A 16,259-nucleotide genomic window follows, 5' to 3' on the forward strand; every position below is an offset into this window, starting at 1 on the left:
ATGAAGCGGCTGGCTGCGACCTTCGTGCTGACGCTGGCCCTGACGGCCGGCGGCGCGCGCGCGTCGCAGCAGTACGAACCGCTGGCCGACAGCGTGCGCGCGGCGCTGCATCTGGCCATCAGCGACCGCGCGGCCCCCGACCTGCCGGCGTTCTCATCGCCACAGAAGCAGTTGTGGCTCGGCACGATGTCGGAGCGACTGGCCAAGCGCATGCCGGACGAGGCCGGGCGCATGGAATTCCTGAAGACGGTGCATTACGAAGCCACGCGCGCCGGCCTGGACCCGCAACTGGTGCTGGGCCTGATCCAGGTCGAGAGCGGTTTCCGCAAGTACGCGGTATCCAGCGCGGGAGCGCGCGGCTACATGCAGGTGATGCCGTTCTGGGTGAAGCTGATCGGCAGCGAAGAAAGCAATCTTTTCCATCTGCGCACCAATCTGCGCTTCGGCTGCACCATCCTCCGTCACTATCTCGACATCGAGAAGGGCAACCTCTTCCGCGCGCTCGGCCGCTACAACGGCAGCCTGGGCAAGGCGGAGTATCCGAACATGGTGCGCGGCGCCTGGGAACGCCACTGGTCGTGGCCAGCCATCACGTCGGCCAGTAATCCCTGATCAGACCGACTCGGACAGCACCCGCCATTCGGTCACGCGCGCGACCAGCTCGGCCAGCGACCCGGCGCGCATCTTGTCCATCACGCGGGCGCGGTGCTGCTCCACCGTCTTCGCACTGATGCCCAGTTCGGCGGCGATGCCTGTGTTCGGCAGCCCGCGCACGACGCGATCGAGCACCTCGCGCTCACGTGCGGTGAGGTTCGCCAGGGCGTCGGCGACCTGCTGCACGCGCTGACGCCGCGCGTCCGCCGAACTCGCGCGGACCAGCGCCTCGGTGACCCGCAAGCGCAGCACAGCCGCTTCGATCGGCATCAGCATGAAATCGAGTGCGCCGGCCCGCAAGGCACGTACCGCAACGGTCACGTCGCACGGGCCGGACACGAAGATCACCGGCGCCCGATTGCCGACCACGCGCAGGCTGGACTGCAGATCGAGTCCGCTGATGCCGCGCAGCGACGCGTTCAGCAGCACGCAGGCGGCGCGCCCCAGCGCCTCGCGGTCCTGCAGCAGCACGCCGGCGCCGGAAAACCCCTGCACGTCCGCATCGACCCCGGTCAGCGCCTGACACAGCGCCCGCCGCATCGCGGCGTCGTCGTCGACCACGCAGACCAGCGGACGCGCCATGGGATCGTCGGCGGCTCAGCGCATGCCGGGCAGCATGCCCTTCATTCCGCGCATCAGCTTCTGCATGCCGCCCTTGGAGAACTGCTTCATCATCTTCTGCGTCTGCTCGAACTGGTTCAGCAGGCGGTTTACCTCCTGCACCGAGGTACCCGAACCCGCCGCGATGCGACGCTTGCGGTTGGCCTTGATCAGTTCGGGCTTGGTGCGTTCGGCCGGCGTCATCGAGTTGATGATGCCTTCGATGCGACGGATCGCCTTCTCGTCCTGGCCGCCCTGCAGTTGCTGGGCGGCACCGGCGAACTGCGCCGGCAGCTTGTCCATCAGCGCCGACAGGCCGCCCATCTTGCGCATCTGCGCGATCTGCGCCTTGAAGTCGTTCAGGTCGAAGCCCTTGCCGCTCTTCAGCTTCTGCGCGAATTCCTTGGCCTGGTCCTCGTCGACCTGGCGACGCGCTTCCTCGACCAGGCCCATGATGTCGCCCATGCCGAGAATGCGCGACGCCATGCGCTGCGGATGGAATTCCTCGAGCCCGGTCAGCTTTTCGCCGACGCCGGCGAATTTCAGCGGCGCGCCGGTGACGTGGCGCACCGACAGCGCGGCGCCACCGCGTGCATCGCCGTCGAGCTTGGTCAGCACGACGCCGGTCAGCGGCAGCGCGTCCTTGAACGCCTTGGCGGTGTTGACCGCGTCCTGACCCAGCATCGCATCGACGACGAACAGCGTTTCGATCGGATTCAGCGCCTGATGCAGCGCGCGGATTTCATCCATCATCGCCTGGTCGATCGCCAGCCGGCCGGCGGTATCGACCAGCAGCACGTCGAAATAGCGCGTCTTTGCGAAGTCGACAGCGGCGCGGGCGATGTCGACCGGCTTCTGGTCCGGTGTCGACGGGAAGAACTCCGCTCCGGCCTGCCCGGTCACGGTACGCAGCTGTTCGATGGCCGCCGGACGATAGACGTCGCACGACACCGTCAGAACCTTCTTCTTCTGCGTTTCCTTCAACCACTTGGCCAGCTTGCCGACCGTGGTGGTCTTGCCGGCGCCCTGCAGGCCGGCCATCAGCACGATGGCCGGCGGCTGCGTCGCGAAATTGAGGCTGGCGGTGGCGCCGCCCATCAGCGCCGCCAGTTCGTCGTGCACCACGCCCACCAGCGCCTGGCCCGGCGTCAGGGAGCCGACGACTTCCTGGCCGACCGCCTTTTCACGGATGCGGGTGACCAGTTCCTTCACCACCGGCAGGGCGACGTCCGCCTCGAGCAGCGCCATGCGCACTTCGCGCAGCATGTCCGAAATGTTCTCGTCGGTCAGTCGCGCCTGTCCACGCAGCGTCTTGACGACCTTGGCGAGCCGTTGGGTGAGGTTATCCAGCATGAAAGAGCGGCGTGCGCCTTGGGTTAAACTGAAGCCAATGATTCTAATCGAACTGCTTCCTTCCGCCCTCTACGCTGCGCTCGCCTTCTGGTTCATGCGCCCGGCGCGAGCAGGCGCACACGCCGCGGCCGGCGGTGTGCGGCCGGCGGCACTGGCCGCGGCACTGCTGGTGCACGCCGCGGTGCTGTCGCTGCAGATCTTCCCTGAGGGCCGCATGCGCTTCGGTGCGGGAGACGCACTGGCGGTGATGACCTGGCTGGCGCTGGTGTTCTACTGGATCGAAAGCCTGTCATCGCGACTCGACGGTCTGCACATGCTGGCCCTCCCTGCCGCAGCGCTGTGCGCAGCGGTACCGGTGATCTGGCCCGGCCGGCACGACATCGGCAACGCCGACAATCTGCTTTTCCGCGCCCACTTCGTCATGGCGATGACCGCCTACAGCCTGTTCACGCTGGCGGCATTGCACGCAATGCTGATGTCTGCGGTCGAGCGCAACCTGCACCGCGGCCGGCTGATCCGTCTGCTGGAGAACATGCCGCCGCTGCTGGTGATGGAAGGCCTGCTGTTCCGCCTCATCACCATCGCCTTCGTGCTGCTGAGCGCCACGCTCATTACCGGCATTGCCTTCTCCGAACAGGTGTTCGGCAAACCGCTCGCCTTCAGCCACAAGACGGTGTTCGCCATCCTTGCATGGGTGGTTTTCGGCACGCTGCTGGCCGGCCGTCATTTCCGCGGCTGGCGCGGTCGGCTGGCGCTGCGGTGGACGCTCGGCGGCTTCTTCGTCCTGCTGCTCGCCTATATAGGTACGCAATTCGTGCTCGAGGTCGTGCTCGGCCGCGCCTGACCGATGGATTCGATCCCACTTTCCACCCAGCTGATCGTGCTGGGTGTGCTGCTCGTGCTGTCCGGCTTCTTCTCGATGGCCGAGACGGCGATGATGGCCTCCAACCGCTTCCGCCTGAAGGCGGCTGCCCAGAACGGCTCGCGCGGCGCGCAACGCGCCCTCGACCTGCTGGGGCAGACGGACAAGCTGCTCGGCGTCATCCTGCTGTTCAACAACCTGGTCAATGCCGCCGCGGCGACGCTGACTGGCGTCATCGCGATCGACCTGTTCGGCGAGGGCGAACTGGCGCTGGGGCTGGGCACGCTGCTGATCACCTTCATGATCCTGGTGTTCTCGGAAATTACGCCGAAAGTCGTGGGCGCGGGCTACGCGAACGCGATCGCGCCGGTGGTGGCCTTCGTGCTGACGCCGCTGCTCAAGGTGTTCTATCCGGTGGTATGGACGGTGAACCTGTTCGTGTCGGCGCTGCTGCGCATCACGCGGCTGCAGCCGGGCAACACGGACGAGGGGCAGACGCTGTCGGCCGAGGAATTGCGCGCGCTGATGACGGAATCGGGCCACTTCATCCCGGCCGCCCACCGGCGCATCCTGATCAATCTGTTCGAACTGGAGGACGTGACGGTCGAGGACGTGATGACGCCGCGCAACCAGATCGAGGCGATCGACCTCGAGCAGCCGCTCGAAGTGATCCAGCACCAGATCGCCACCAGCCATCACGGTCGGGTGCCGGTGTTCGAAGGCGACCTCGATCGGGTGCTCGGCGTGCTGCCGCAGCGGCGGGTGGTCAGCGCGCTGTCGGCCGGCGAACTGGATCAGGACGAAATCCGCGGACTGCTGACCCGGCCCTACTTCGTGCCGTCGGCGACACCGCTTTACAGCCAGCTGCAGTTCTTCCAGGAGAACAGGCAGCGTCTGGCGCTGGTGGTGAACGAATACGGCGAGGTCGAAGGGCTGGTCACGCTGGAAGACATCATCGAGGAAATCGTCGGCAAGTTCACCACCGGCGTACCGGGCAGCGGACAGTCGCTGAGCTGGAACGGCGACAACAGCGTCATCGTCGATGGCGGGCGCAGTCTGCGCGAGCTGAACGGCAAGCTCGGGCTGGCCCTGCCGCTGGACGGACCGAAGACCTTGAACGGCCTGCTGCTCGAACATCTGCAGGACATTCCGGAATCCGGTCTGTCGGTGCGGATCGGCACTGTCGCGATGGAAATCCTGCACACCGAGGACCGCATGGTGCGCAGTGTGCGTCTGTTCAAACCACAGGACGCAGCCTGAGCCGGCGCTCAAGATACGCCGGCCACAAACCGTTTACAGATCAAGCCTGAATCGTCATCATCGAAGACGAAACTTCAACACCGCTCGCTGATTCCCCCTAATGCGCCATGGCCGCCACCGCTAAGAATGCACTGTCGGGTCTTGCCCGCGCGCTGGCGCAGAGCGGGCGGCTGACCGAGACCGAAGCTGAGAGCCTGACACGCGAAGGCGCGCAATCCGGCCACGGTTTCATCGCGCAACTGGTCGCCAGCGGCAAGATGAGCGCACGCGACGCAGCCGCCTTCGCCTCGGAAACCTTCGGCTATCCGCTGCTGGACCTCGCGCAGTACGACCCGGACCAGTTCCCGGCGGACGCGATCGACAAGAAGCTGATGCGCACCCACCGCGTGCTGGCGCTGAAGAAGCGCGGCAACCGGCTGGCGGTGGCGATCGCCGACCCGTCGAATCTGCGCGCCATCGACGAAATTCGCTTCCAGACCGGCCTGGCCGTGGACCCGGTCGTCGTCGAAACCGACAAGCTCGCGACCCTTGTCGACAAGCTGTCGGAAACCGTCGAGAAGGCCCTGGAATCAATTGCTTCGGTCGACTTCGACTTCGACGGTGAGATGGCGCCGGAGGAAGATGCCGCCGCCAGCAACGACGCCCAGGTCGAAATCGACGATGCGCCGGTGGTGCGCTTCATCCAGAAGATACTTCTGGACGCAATCAACGAGGGCGCCTCCGACGTCCACTTCGAACCCTACGAGAAGTACTACCGCATCCGCTATCGCACGGACGGGGTGTTGCGCGAGATCACCCAGCCGCCGCTGGTGCTGCGCGAGAAGATCGCATCGCGCATCAAGGTCATTTCGCGGCTGGACATTTCGGAGAAGCGGGTGCCGCAGGACGGCCGGATGAAATTCGTGCTGTCCAAGACCAAGGCGATCGACTTCCGTGTCAGTACCCTGCCGACACTGCACGGCGAGAAGATCGTCATGCGTATCCTCGACCCGAGTTCGGCCATGCTGGGCATCGACGCGCTCGGTTACGAGCCCGAACAGCGCGCCTCGCTGATGCATGCGATCGAGCGCCCCTACGGCATGATTCTGGTGACCGGTCCCACCGGTTCCGGCAAGACGGTGTCGCTGTACACCTGTCTGAACATCCTGAACAAGCCGGGTGTGAACATCTCGACCGCCGAAGATCCGGCCGAAATCAACCTGCCGGGCATCAACCAGGTCAATGTCAATGACAAGGCCGGCCTCACCTTCGCCGCCGCATTGAAGTCCTTCCTGCGGCAGGATCCGGACGTGATCATGGTCGGCGAAATACGCGACCTCGAAACGGCCGAAATTTCGATCAAGGCGGCACAGACCGGTCACCTGGTGCTGTCGACGCTGCACACCAACGACGCACCGACCACGCTGGATCGCATGCGCAACATGGGCATCGCCGCCTTCAACATTGCGTCCAGTGTCATTTTGATCACTGCCCAGCGGCTGGCGCGCCGGCTATGCTCCTGCAAGCAGCCGATGGACATTCCGGTCGAAGCGCTGCTGGAAGCGGGATTCACCGAAGCGGACCTCGACGGCAGCTGGCAACCCTATGCACCGGTCGGCTGCGAGCGCTGCAAGGGCAGCGGCTACAAGGGTCGGGTCGGCATCTATCAGGTGATGCCGATCTCCGACGAGATTGCGCATATCATCATGACCAACGGCAATTCGATCGACATTGCCGCGCAGGCACGCCGCGAGGGCGTCAAGGACCTGCGCCAGTCCGGTCTGCTGAAGGTCAGGCAGGGCGTCACTTCGCTGGCCGAAGTGCTCGCCTGCACCAACGAATGAGCGACGCCGCGCGCGGCGTCGCCGCATGAGCGGACTTATCCCGCAAGGAGCTTGATTTGGCCACCGCAACCCGCCCCGTACGCAAGGACAGCGGTTCCAAGGAAACGGTCTTCAATTGGGAAGGCAAGGACAAGAGCGGCAAGCTGGTGCGCGGAGAGATGCGTGCCGGTGGCGAAGCCATGGTCCAGGCCACGCTGCGTCGCCAGGGCATCCTGGTCACCAAGGTCAAGAAACGCAGCTTCGGCCGCGGCGGCAAGGTGACCGAAAAGGACATCACGCTGTTCACGCGGCAACTGGCGACGATGATGAAGGCCGGTGTGCCGCTGCTGCAGGCCTTCGACATCGTCGGCAAGGGCGCCGGCAACCGGGCGGTATCGAAGCTGCTCGGCGACATCCGGCTCGAAGTCGAGTCCGGCTCGAGCCTGAACCAGGCTTTCCGCAAGTATCCGCAGCATTTCGACCAGCTGTTCTGCAACCTCGTTGCCGCAGGTGAGCAGGCCGGTATTCTCGACGGCCTGCTCGATCGCCTCGCCACGTATCGCGAGAAGATCCTGGCGATCAAGGGCAAGATCAAGTCGGCGATGTTCTACCCGATCGCGGTCATCGTGGTGGCCATCGTGATCACTGCGGTGATCATGATTTTCGTCATTCCGGAGTTCAAGAAGGTGTTCTCGAGCTTCGGCGCCGATCTGCCGGCGCCGACGCTGTTCGTCATCGCGATATCGGACGCCTTCGTCGAGTACTCGTGGCTCATCTTCGGCGGCGCTTTCGCGGCGATCAGCGCATTCTTCTACATGCTGAAGCGATCGGTACCGCTGCAGATCGCCGTGGACCGTCTGTCGCTCAAACTGCCGGTCCTTGGCGAAATCCTGCGCAAGGCAACCATTGCCCGTTGGGCACGCACCTTGTCGACGATGTTTGCGGCGGGCGTGCCGCTGGTCGAGGCGCTCGATTCGGTCGGCGGCGCGGCCGGCAACCACATCTACAAGATGGCCACGCGGCAGATCCAGAACGAGGTCAGCACCGGCACCAGCCTGACCGTCGCGATGCAGAACACCAATGTGTTCCCGGTCATGGTGATCCAGATGGCCTCCATCGGTGAAGAGTCCGGCCAGCTCGATTCGATGCTGTCCAAGGTTGCCGACTTCTTCGAACAGGAAGTCGATGACTCGGTCGATGCGTTGTCCAGCCTGCTCGAACCCATCATCATGGTGGTGCTCGGCACGCTGATCGGCGGTCTGGTGGTCGCCATGTACCTGCCGATCTTCAAGGTCGCCCAGTCGGTCTGAAATCCGAATCGTGAGCGGACTCGAATCGCTGGCCGAAAGCGGCCTGCTGCTGCCGCTGGTCGGCCTGCTCGGGCTGGCCGTCGGCAGCTTCCTGAACGTGGTGATTCACCGCCTGCCCATCATGATGGAGCGGGAGTGGGCGGCGCAGTGCGCCGACCTGCGCGGCGAACCGGCGCCGGAGTTCGACGCGCTGTCGCTGCTGGCGCCGCGTTCGCGCTGCCCCAAGTGCGGCCACGGCATCGGTGCGCTGGAGAACATTCCGGTGCTGTCATGGCTGATGCTGCGCGGCCGGTGCAGGGGCTGCGGCACCGGCATCGGCGTCCGCTATCCGCTGGTCGAACTGCTCACCGGGCTGCTGAGCCTGGCCTGTGCCTGGACATTCGGACCAACATTGCTGCTGATCGGCGCACTGGCCCTGGTGTGGGCGCTGATCGCACTCACCTTCATCGACCTCGATACCCAGTTGCTGCCGGACAGCATCACGCTGCCGCTGATCTGGGCCGGACTGCTGCTCAACCTGCTCGGCGGCTTCACCGATCTGCAGTCGGCGGTCGTCGGCGCCATCGCCGGCTATCTGGTGCTGTGGAGCGTCTACTGGGCGTTCAAGCTGGCCACCGGCAAGGAGGGCATGGGTTACGGCGACTTCAAGCTGCTGGCCGCGCTCGGTGCCTTTCTCGGCTGGCAGATGCTGCCCGTGATCATCCTGCTGTCGTCGCTGGTCGGCGCCGTGGTCGGCATCGCACTGATCGTGCTGCGCTCGCATGGCCGCGACGTACCGATTCCGTTCGGGCCCTATCTGGCCGCCGCCGGCGTGATCGCGCTGTTCTTCGGCACCACGATCAACCGCACCTATCTGGGGCTGATGTAGGCATCTGCCGGGGCTTGAATCCCCAGAACGGGCGCCCCATTTCTCCAGCGCAGCGTCCATTTCGCGCACCCGCTCCCGCCACGCGTGGGGCTGGCGATTTCCTGGCGCGAAATGTGCATGTGCAACAATGCCTTAGTCTATAATTTCGCGTTTTCTGGAGCTCGACATGCCGATCTACGGTTACCGCTGCTCGTCCTGCGGTTTTGAAAAGGACGTGATGCAGAAGATCAGCGCCGCACCGCTGACTGATTGCCCGTCCTGCGGCGCATCGACCTTCACCAAGCAACTGTCCGCAGCCGGCTTCCAGCTCAAGGGCAGCGGCTGGTACGCCACCGATTTCAAGGGCGGCGGCTCGGGCAGCACCACCACGCCGAAGGCGGACACGTCCGCATCGAGCGCGTCCTCGTCTTCAGGCGACAGTGCTGCCGCGCCCTCGACCCCCTGTGGCGGCTCCTGCGCCTGCCATTGATGAAGCGTTACTTCATCACCGGGCTGCTGATCTGGATTCCTCTGGCCATCACGATCTGGGTGCTGGCCTGGATACTGGGCACGCTGGACCAGACCATGCTGCTGGTGCCCTGGCAGTGGCGGCCGGCACAGCTGTTCGGCTTCGACGTGCCGGGCCTGGGCGTCATCCTGACCGTGCTCATCATCGTGGTCAGCGGCGTCATCGGCCACAACATCATCGGCCAGCGCCTGCTGCGTTACTGGGAAGGCCTGCTGTCGCGCATCCCGGTCGTGAAGTCGATCTACAACGGCGTCAAGCAGGTGTCGGATACGCTGTTCTCCAGCTCCGGCGAAGCTTTCCGCAAGGCGCTGCTGGTCCAGTACCCGCGCCAGGGGAGCTGGACCATTGCCTTCCTGACCGGCCAGCCGGGCGGAGACGTGGTCAATCACCTGCCCGACCACGTCAGCGTCTACGTGCCGACCACGCCCAATCCGACCTCGGGCTTCTTCCTGATGCTGCCGCGCAGCGAGGTGATCGAGCTCGACATGACGGTTGATGAAGCGCTCAAGTACATCGTGTCGATGGGCGTCGTCCCGCCGGCCAGAAAACCGAAACCGCATGCGGCCGCCGTGCCCGCACTCGACAACTGAACCGGGGTTTCCGACCCCGCACTTTCCCGGAATCACACCATGCGCACGCAATACTGCGGCCTGCTCGACGCGGGCTATCTCGACCAGACCGTAACGCTGTTCGGCTGGGCTCACCGTCGTCGCGACCACGGCGGCGTCATCTTCATCGACCTGCGCGACCGCGAAGGTCTGGTGCAGGTGGTGTGCGACCCGGACCGCGCGGAAACCTTTGCCGTGGCGGAGTCGGTGCGCAACGAGTTCTGCCTGAAGGTGACCGGCCGCGTGCGCCGTCGCCCGGAAGGCACGACCAACGCCAACCTGGTGTCCGGCGAGATCGAAGTGCTGGCCCATGAAGTCGAAGTACTGAACGCCTCGGTCACGCCGCCCTTCCCGCTGGACGACGACAACCTGTCGGAAACCGTGCGCCTGACCCACCGCGTGATCGATCTGCGTCGCCCGGCGATGCAGAAGAACATGATGCTGCGCTACAAGACGGCGATGGCCTTCCGCCGCTTCCTCGACGGCAAGGGCTTCATCGACATCGAAACGCCGATGCTGACCAAGAGCACGCCGGAAGGCGCGCGCGACTACCTGGTGCCCAGCCGTGTGCACGACGGCCAGTTCTTCGCGCTGCCGCAGTCGCCGCAGCTGTTCAAGCAGCTGCTGATGGTGGCCGGCTACGACCGTTACTACCAGATCACCAAGTGCTTCCGCGACGAGGATCTGCGCGCCGACCGCCAGCCGGAATTCACCCAGGTCGATATCGAAACCAGCTTCCTGACCGAGCACGAAATCACCGCGATGATGGAAGACATGATCCGCTATGTCTTCAAGGAAGCGCTGTCGGTCGACCTGCCCGCGCCCTTCCCGCGCATGACCTACGCCGAGGCGATGAGCCGCTTCGGTTCGGACAAGCCGGACCTGCGCGTGACGCTGGAACTGGTAGACGTCGCCGACGCGGTCAAGGATGTCGCGTTCAAGGTGTTCTCCGGTCCGGCCAACGACCCCGCCTGCCGCGTCACCGCGCTGCGCGTGCCCGGCGGTGCATCGCTGTCGCGTGGCGAGATCGACGGCTACACCGAGTTCGTCAAGATCTACGGCGCCAAGGGCCTGGCCTACATCAAGGTCAATGACGTGACCAAGCTGAACGAGGAAGGCCTGCAGTCGCCCATCGTCAAGAACCTGAGCCCGGAATCGCTGGCCGCGATCATGGCCCGTACCGGCGCGCAGAGCGGCGACGTGATCTTCTTTGGTTCGGACAAGGCCAAGGTGGTGTCGGACGCGCTCGGCGCGCTGCGCCTGAAGATCGGCCACGAGAAGGGTTATGTCACCGGAGACGCCTGGCGTCCGCTGTGGGTGGTCGACTTCCCGATGTTCGAGTACGACGAGGACGAGAAGCGCTGGAACGCCTGCCATCACCCCTTTACCAGCCCGAAGGACGAGCACATCGCGCTGCTGAAGACCGATCCGGGCAAGTGCCTGGCCAAGGCCTACGACCTGGCGCTGAACGGCTGGGAAATCGGCGGTGGCTCGGTGCGTATCCACCGTGCCGACGTGCAGGAAACCGTGTTCGAGGCGCTCAACATCGGTCCGGAAGAACAGCAGCTCAAGTTCGGCTTCCTGCTCGACGCGCTGAAGTACGGCGCGCCGCCGCATGGTGGCCTCGCTTTCGGTCTGGACCGCATCGTCACGATGATGACCGGCGCCGAGTCGATCCGTGACGTGATCGCCTTCCCCAAGACCCAGCGCGCCCAGTGTCTGCTGACCCAGGCGCCGAGCCCGGTGGACGAGCGCCAGCTGCGCGAGCTGCACATCAAGCTGCGCAACGCGCCGAAGGCCGACGCCGGCGCCTGAGCCCGTGATGACCCGCCTGACCCGCCGGCTCCCGGCGCCACTGCTGGCGCCGATTCTGGCCCTGTGGCTGTTGCTGACCGGTTTCGCCTCGCCCGAGGTGGAGCTGGCGCAACTGCCGCCTGAAGCGGCGCAGACGCTGGCGCTGATCCGTCAGGGCGGGCCCTTCCCGTACAACCGTGACGGCGTCGTGTTCCACAATCGCGAACGCCGTCTGCCAATGCAGAAGCGCGGCTATTACCGCGAATACACGGTGCCCACGCCCGGCCTGAACCACCGCGGCGCCCGTCGCATCGTCGCTGGCAGCGGCGCCGACGGCGACGTCCGCAGTTCGGGCGAATACTGGTACACGGCGGATCACTACCGCAGCTTCCGCCGCATCAAGGAATGAACGATGTCCGCATTGCCCCCTGATTCGATGCAGGCCCGACTGGGCGACGCCGCCCGCAGCGGCGTCTTTTCCGCGCAGCCGACCGCCGCCGCGCGCGCCGCGCGCTTTGCCGAACCGGCCGGCCTGCTGCTGATCGGCCTCGACCTGAAGGACAGCCGTGACCAGGCGTCGCTGCTGCAGCTGTTCGCAGAGACGATGGGCTTCCCCGACACTTTCGGCCACAACCTCGACGCACTCGGCGACTGCCTCGGCGATCTGTCGTGGTTGCCGGCCAGCGGTGGCTACCTGCTGCATCTGAGCAACTGCGCCAAGCCGGTCGAGCGCTGCAAGGACGATTTCGACGCGCTGGTCGCCGTGCTGAACGACGCCGCCGACGAGTGGCGCAGCCGCGGCACCCCGTTCTGGGTGCTGATCGACCAGCCGCACACGCGCGCCCGCCCATTCATGGCCAGCGCATGAAGCGGCCGCAGTCGGTCCTGGTGCTGATCCACAGCGACGGCGGCGACATCCTGCTGATCGAGCGGGCGAAGCACCCGGGCTACTGGCAGTCGGTCACAGGCAGCATCGAAGCCAGCGAAACGCCGGAACAGGCAGCACAGCGCGAAGTCGAGGAAGAGACCGGCATCGTCGCGCCGGCCGAGGCTTTCGACCGCTGGCACCACAGCAGCCGCTTCGAAATCTATCCAATCTGGCGCCATCGCTATCCGGCCGGTGTCACCCACAATACCGAGCACGCCTTCAGCCTCTGCGTCCCGCGCGACACGCCGATCCGGCTGGCGCCGGACGAGCACCGCGACTGGCGCTGGCTGCCCTGGCGCGAGGCACTCGACGCGGTGTTTTCGTGGACCAACCGCGATGCGATACGGATGTTGACCCAGCGCAAGCGCCTGAACAGGCGGCCTTGAAATCGGTTTTTTCCAACCCTAGTTTGGGTGTACGCGGATACCCGCACCCGACATGGAAAGGACGAAACGATGAATCAAGTGACCCGCTGGGATCCTTTTGAGAACCTGTTCAAGGACTTTCGCGGCCTCGTGCTGCAACCGGTCGACCTCGCCAACAACCCCGACGTGCCGGCGCTCAAGGTCGACGTGAAGGAAGACAAGGACGCCTACACCGTGCACGCCGACCTGCCGGGCGTGGCGAAGGACGACATCCACGTGAACATCGAAGGGTCGGTGGTGTCGATCAGCGCCGAAAAGAAGCGCACGGTGGAGAACAAGGAGGGCGAGCGTGTGCTGCGTTCCGAGCGCCACTACGGCAAGGTGTCGCGCAGCTTCCAGCTCGGCCAGGACATCGACGAAGCCAGGGCGCAGGCCCGTTTCGCCGACGGCGTGCTGGAACTGACACTGCCGAAGAAGGTTGTCGCCGCCTCGAAGAAGCTCACCATCCAGTAAGCCGTTCGCACTCCGGAAAAAGCGGACGCCCTGCCGGTGTCCGCTTTTTGTTTGTGCGGTGCAAGGCTAGAATCCGGCCTCATCCTCACACCTCGCCCGAGCCCGGAAAATGCCTCTGACCTCTGACCTCACCTCCGGTATCACGCCGCACGCCAAGGCCGCGGTGCTGTCCGAGGCGCTGCCCTATATCCGCCGCTTCCAGGACCGCACCATCGTCGTGAAATACGGCGGCAACGCGATGACCGACCCGGCGCTGAAACTGGGCTTCGCACGCGACGTGACGCTGCTCAAGCTGGTCGGCATGAACCCGGTGGTGGTGCATGGCGGCGGCCCGCAGATCGACGACCTGCTCAAGCGCGTCGGCAAGCAGGGCACCTTCATCCAGGGCATGCGCGTCACCGACGAAGAGACCATGGACATCGTCGAAATGGTGCTCGGCGGTCATGTGAACAAGGACATCGTGAACCTGATCAACCAGGCTGGCGGCAAGGCCGTGGGCCTGACCGGTCAGGACGGCTCCTTCATCCGCGCCACCAAGCTGATGATGCCGAACAAGGACAAGCCGGACGAAATGCTCGACATCGGCCTGGTCGGCGACATCGTGTCGATCGACCCGACCATCATCAACTTCCTCGACAGCGGCGACTTCATCCCGGTGATCGCGCCGATCGGCGTCGGCCCAGACGGCGAAAGCTATAACATCAACGCCGACGTGGTCGCCGGCAAGCTGGCGGAAATCCTGAAGGCGGAAAAGCTCGTGCTGCTCACCAATACGCCGGGCGTGCTCGACAAGGAAGGCAATCTGCTGACCGGCATCACGCCGCGCGACGTCGACGCCATGATCGCCGACGGCACGCTGTCCGGCGGCATGCTGCCGAAGATCGGCTCGGCGCTGGACGCTGCCCGCAGCGGCGTGAAGAGCGTGCACATCATCGACGGTCGCGTGCCGAACGCGCTGCTGCTCGAAGTGCTGACCGACGACGGCGTCGGCACGCTGATCAAGAGCAAGTGAACCCGCCCCCTGGGCCGGGCGACGCCCGGCCCGTCCCCCGGAAGGCGTAAGACATCAGCCCTGACCCGATTCACGCGCGACGCCTGGACGCCGGCAGGCAGCCGGTCTGGATCTTCGATCTGGACAACACGCTGCACGACGCCAATCCGCACGTCTTTCCGCACCTGAACCGGGCGATGACCGCCTGGCTGATGACGGAGCTGGGGCTGGAGCATGCCGAGGCAGACCGCCTGCGCGTGCACTACTGGCACCGCTACGGCGCCACGCTGCTCGGCCTGATGCGTCATCACGGCACCCGCCCCGCACACTTCCTGCACGGTACGCACGACGTCGAGGCGCTGCGGCCCGGCATCGTGTTCGATCGCGCGCTGCTGCACGTGCTGCGCCGCCTGCCCGGCCGCAAGATCGTGTTCACCAACGGTCCGCTGCACTACGCCGAGGCGGTGCTCGACGTGATGGGCATGAGCGCGCTGTTCGACGGCATCCACGCGATAGAGCACTCGCGCTACGCGCCCAAACCGCGCCTGGCCGGCTTCCTGCACCTGCTGCGCGACTACCGGCTCACCGCTTCACGCTGCATCATGGTCGAAGACACGGCGACCAATCTGCGCACCGCCAAGCAGCTGGGCATGCGCACGGTGTGGATCAGTCGCGATGCCGCCCATCACGGCTACGTCGATCTGCGGCTGAGTTCGGCGCTGCAGCTGCGACGCGCGCTCAGGCTTCTTTGAGCCAGCGCGCCGCGTCCAGCGCGTAATAGGTGAGGATGCCGTCGGCGCCGGCGCGCTTGAAGGCAAGCAAGGCCTCCATCGCGGTGGCGCGTTCGTCCAGCCAGCCGTTGGCGACCGCCGCCTTCAGCATCGCGTACTCGCCGCTGACCTGGTAGGCGTAGGTCGGCACCCCCAGTTCGGCCTTCACCCGACGCACGATGTCGAGATAGGGCATACCTGGCTTCACCATCACCATGTCGGCCCCCTCGGCGATGTCGAGCGTCACTTCGCGGATCGCCTCGTCGCTGTTCGCCGGGTCCATCTGGTAGGTGTACTTGTTGCCCTTGCCAAGGTTGCCAGCCGAACCGACGGCGTCGCGGAAGGGGCCGTAGAAGGCCGACGCGTACTTCGCCGAATAGGCGAGGATGCGGGTGTGAATCAACCGGTGCGCGTCCAGTTCGAAGCGGATGCGGCCGACCCGCCCGTCCATCATGTCGGACGGCGCCACCACGTCGGCGCCGGCCAGGGCGTGGCACAGCGCCTGTCTGGCCAGCGCCTCGAGCGTTTCGTCGTTCATGACATAGCCGGACGCGTCGATCAGGCCGTCCTGGCCATGTGAGGTGTAGGGGTCGAGCGCGACGTCGGTGATCACGCCCAGTTCGGGAAAGCGCTGCTTCAGCGCACGCACGGTGCGCGGCACCAGACCTTCCGGGTTCCACGCTTCGGCCGCATCGTCGGTCTTCAGACCGGCGTCGATGACCGGGAACAGCGCCAGCGCCGGCACGCCCAGCGCCACCGCCTGCTCGGCCACGCCGAGGAGCAGATCGATACTGACCCGGTTGACGCCCGGCATCGACGCCACCGCTTCGCTGCGGCTCGGGCCGTCGAGTACGAACACCGGATAGATGAGGTCGTCGGCGCTGAGGCGGTTCTCGCGCATCAGGCGGCGCGAAAAGTCGTCGCGGCGCATGCGGCGCATGCGGGTCGAGGGGAAGTGGCTGGCGGAAGAGGACATCGTCTGGACCTGCGAAAACGGAAGCCGCGATAATAGTACGCGGCACCCTCCCGCTCGATCCGCAGCCGACTCAATTAGCGCACGAAGCGAGCGGAAC

General features: G+C 65.4%; 18 protein-coding genes. 15 read left to right on the forward strand and 3 right to left on the reverse strand.

Going from position 1 to position 16,259, the window contains the following annotated elements:
- The gene (locus METRZ18153_RS0118425) at positions 1 to 612 is read left to right on the forward strand and encodes a lytic transglycosylase domain-containing protein (protein WP_020166130.1); all 612 of its coding nucleotides are present in this window, start codon (positions 1 to 3) and stop codon (positions 610 to 612) included.
- On the opposite strand, the gene METRZ18153_RS0118430 is transcribed toward METRZ18153_RS0118425, so the two are convergent.
- Together METRZ18153_RS0118430 and ffh are read right to left on the reverse strand one after the other, a co-directional pair.
- Positions 613 to 1,236, reverse strand: a complete 624-nt coding sequence (locus METRZ18153_RS0118430; protein ID WP_020166131.1) for a response regulator transcription factor — start codon at positions 1,234 to 1,236, stop codon at positions 613 to 615. It abuts the gene before it with no gap.
- 15 nt (positions 1,237 to 1,251) lie between these two features.
- The gene (ffh, locus tag METRZ18153_RS0118435) at positions 1,252 to 2,607 is read right to left on the reverse strand and encodes a signal recognition particle protein (protein ID WP_020166132.1); all 1,356 of its coding nucleotides are present in this window, start codon (positions 2,605 to 2,607) and stop codon (positions 1,252 to 1,254) included.
- Positions 2,608 to 2,644: 37 nt separating this feature from the next.
- Between ffh and METRZ18153_RS0118440 the strand changes: the two genes are divergently transcribed.
- From METRZ18153_RS0118440 to METRZ18153_RS0118505, 14 genes are all read left to right on the forward strand, one after another.
- Positions 2,645 to 3,451: a cytochrome C assembly family protein gene (locus METRZ18153_RS0118440; protein ID WP_020166133.1), complete on the forward strand. Its 807-nt coding sequence runs from the start codon at positions 2,645 to 2,647 to the stop codon at positions 3,449 to 3,451.
- Between the two features lie 3 nt (positions 3,452 to 3,454).
- Positions 3,455 to 4,729: an HlyC/CorC family transporter gene (locus tag METRZ18153_RS0118445; protein WP_020166134.1), complete on the forward strand. Its 1,275-nt coding sequence runs from the start codon at positions 3,455 to 3,457 to the stop codon at positions 4,727 to 4,729.
- Between the two features lie 107 nt (positions 4,730 to 4,836).
- Positions 4,837 to 6,552: a type IV-A pilus assembly ATPase PilB gene (pilB, locus tag METRZ18153_RS0118450; RefSeq protein ID WP_019916419.1), complete on the forward strand. Its 1,716-nt coding sequence runs from the start codon at positions 4,837 to 4,839 to the stop codon at positions 6,550 to 6,552.
- Between the two features lie 56 nt (positions 6,553 to 6,608).
- Positions 6,609 to 7,841 carry a type II secretion system F family protein gene (locus tag METRZ18153_RS0118455; RefSeq protein ID WP_020166135.1) on the forward strand — a complete coding sequence of 411 codons (1,233 nt, stop codon included), beginning with the start codon at positions 6,609 to 6,611 and terminating at the stop codon, positions 7,839 to 7,841.
- Positions 7,842 to 7,851: 10 nt separating this feature from the next.
- Complete coding sequence (locus METRZ18153_RS0118460; RefSeq protein WP_020166136.1) at positions 7,852 to 8,709, forward strand: prepilin peptidase; 858 nt, start codon at positions 7,852 to 7,854, stop codon at positions 8,707 to 8,709.
- 166 nt (positions 8,710 to 8,875) lie between these two features.
- Entirely contained in the window at positions 8,876 to 9,178 is a 303-nt protein-coding gene (locus tag METRZ18153_RS0118465) for an FmdB family zinc ribbon protein (protein WP_020166137.1), read from the forward strand.
- On the forward strand, positions 9,178 to 9,807 hold the full coding sequence (locus METRZ18153_RS0118470) for a DUF502 domain-containing protein (protein WP_020166138.1): 630 nt from the start codon (positions 9,178 to 9,180) through the stop codon (positions 9,805 to 9,807). The genes METRZ18153_RS0118465 and METRZ18153_RS0118470 overlap by 1 nt, the downstream gene beginning before the upstream one ends.
- Positions 9,808 to 9,846: 39 nt before the next feature.
- Positions 9,847 to 11,640, forward strand: a complete 1,794-nt coding sequence (gene aspS, locus METRZ18153_RS0118475) for an aspartate--tRNA ligase (RefSeq protein WP_020166139.1) — start codon at positions 9,847 to 9,849, stop codon at positions 11,638 to 11,640.
- Positions 11,641 to 11,647: 7 nt separating this feature from the next.
- Positions 11,648 to 12,028: a guanyl-specific ribonuclease gene (locus METRZ18153_RS0118480; protein ID WP_020166140.1), complete on the forward strand. Its 381-nt coding sequence runs from the start codon at positions 11,648 to 11,650 to the stop codon at positions 12,026 to 12,028.
- Positions 12,029 to 12,031: 3 nt separating this feature from the next.
- The gene (locus METRZ18153_RS0118485) at positions 12,032 to 12,487 is read left to right on the forward strand and encodes a barstar family protein (protein WP_232416089.1); all 456 of its coding nucleotides are present in this window, start codon (positions 12,032 to 12,034) and stop codon (positions 12,485 to 12,487) included.
- Positions 12,484 to 12,933 (forward strand): dihydroneopterin triphosphate diphosphatase, encoded by a 450-nt coding sequence (gene nudB / locus METRZ18153_RS0118490; protein ID WP_020166142.1) that lies wholly within the window; start codon positions 12,484 to 12,486, stop codon positions 12,931 to 12,933. Before METRZ18153_RS0118485 ends, nudB begins: the two co-directional genes overlap by 4 nt.
- 69 nt (positions 12,934 to 13,002) lie before the next feature.
- A complete protein-coding gene (locus METRZ18153_RS0118495) occupies positions 13,003 to 13,425 on the forward strand; it encodes an Hsp20/alpha crystallin family protein (RefSeq protein WP_020166143.1) in 423 nt (140 codons plus the stop codon).
- 109 nt (positions 13,426 to 13,534) lie between these two features.
- On the forward strand, positions 13,535 to 14,437 hold the full coding sequence (argB, locus tag METRZ18153_RS0118500) for an acetylglutamate kinase (protein WP_019916408.1): 903 nt from the start codon (positions 13,535 to 13,537) through the stop codon (positions 14,435 to 14,437).
- A gap of 131 nt (positions 14,438 to 14,568) precedes the next feature.
- On the forward strand, positions 14,569 to 15,168 hold the full coding sequence (locus METRZ18153_RS0118505; RefSeq protein ID WP_232416119.1) for an HAD-IA family hydrolase: 600 nt from the start codon (positions 14,569 to 14,571) through the stop codon (positions 15,166 to 15,168).
- Here METRZ18153_RS0118505 and hemB read toward each other — a convergent pair.
- Positions 15,155 to 16,162 carry a porphobilinogen synthase gene (gene hemB, locus METRZ18153_RS0118510; protein WP_232416090.1) on the reverse strand — a complete coding sequence of 336 codons (1,008 nt, stop codon included), beginning with the start codon at positions 16,160 to 16,162 and terminating at the stop codon, positions 15,155 to 15,157. The genes METRZ18153_RS0118505 and hemB overlap by 14 nt on opposite strands.
- Between the last annotated feature and the right edge of the window lie 97 nt (positions 16,163 to 16,259).

The organism is Methyloversatilis discipulorum (genome assembly GCF_000385375.1).
Classification (GTDB): domain Bacteria; phylum Pseudomonadota; class Gammaproteobacteria; order Burkholderiales; family Rhodocyclaceae; genus Methyloversatilis; species Methyloversatilis discipulorum_A.

Coding starts and splice junctions, on each gene's coding strand:
- METRZ18153_RS0118425 (WP_020166130.1), top strand. CDS start 1: ATGAAGCGGCTGGCTGCGACCTTCGTGCTGACGCTGGCCCTGACGGCC.
- METRZ18153_RS0118430 (WP_020166131.1), bottom strand. CDS start 1,236: ATGGCGCGTCCGCTGGTCTGCGTGGTCGACGACGACGCCGCGATGCGG.
- ffh (WP_020166132.1), bottom strand. CDS start 2,607: ATGCTGGATAACCTCACCCAACGGCTCGCCAAGGTCGTCAAGACGCTG.
- METRZ18153_RS0118440 (WP_020166133.1), top strand. CDS start 2,645: ATGATTCTAATCGAACTGCTTCCTTCCGCCCTCTACGCTGCGCTCGCC.
- METRZ18153_RS0118445 (WP_020166134.1), top strand. CDS start 3,455: ATGGATTCGATCCCACTTTCCACCCAGCTGATCGTGCTGGGTGTGCTG.
- pilB (WP_019916419.1), top strand. CDS start 4,837: ATGGCCGCCACCGCTAAGAATGCACTGTCGGGTCTTGCCCGCGCGCTG.
- METRZ18153_RS0118465 (WP_020166137.1), top strand. CDS start 8,876: ATGCCGATCTACGGTTACCGCTGCTCGTCCTGCGGTTTTGAAAAGGAC.
- METRZ18153_RS0118470 (WP_020166138.1), top strand. CDS start 9,178: ATGAAGCGTTACTTCATCACCGGGCTGCTGATCTGGATTCCTCTGGCC.
- aspS (WP_020166139.1), top strand. CDS start 9,847: ATGCGCACGCAATACTGCGGCCTGCTCGACGCGGGCTATCTCGACCAG.
- METRZ18153_RS0118480 (WP_020166140.1), top strand. CDS start 11,648: ATGACCCGCCTGACCCGCCGGCTCCCGGCGCCACTGCTGGCGCCGATT.
- METRZ18153_RS0118485 (WP_232416089.1), top strand. CDS start 12,032: ATGTCCGCATTGCCCCCTGATTCGATGCAGGCCCGACTGGGCGACGCC.
- nudB (WP_020166142.1), top strand. CDS start 12,484: ATGAAGCGGCCGCAGTCGGTCCTGGTGCTGATCCACAGCGACGGCGGC.
- METRZ18153_RS0118495 (WP_020166143.1), top strand. CDS start 13,003: ATGAATCAAGTGACCCGCTGGGATCCTTTTGAGAACCTGTTCAAGGAC.
- argB (WP_019916408.1), top strand. CDS start 13,535: ATGCCTCTGACCTCTGACCTCACCTCCGGTATCACGCCGCACGCCAAG.
- hemB (WP_232416090.1), bottom strand. CDS start 16,162: ATGTCCTCTTCCGCCAGCCACTTCCCCTCGACCCGCATGCGCCGCATG.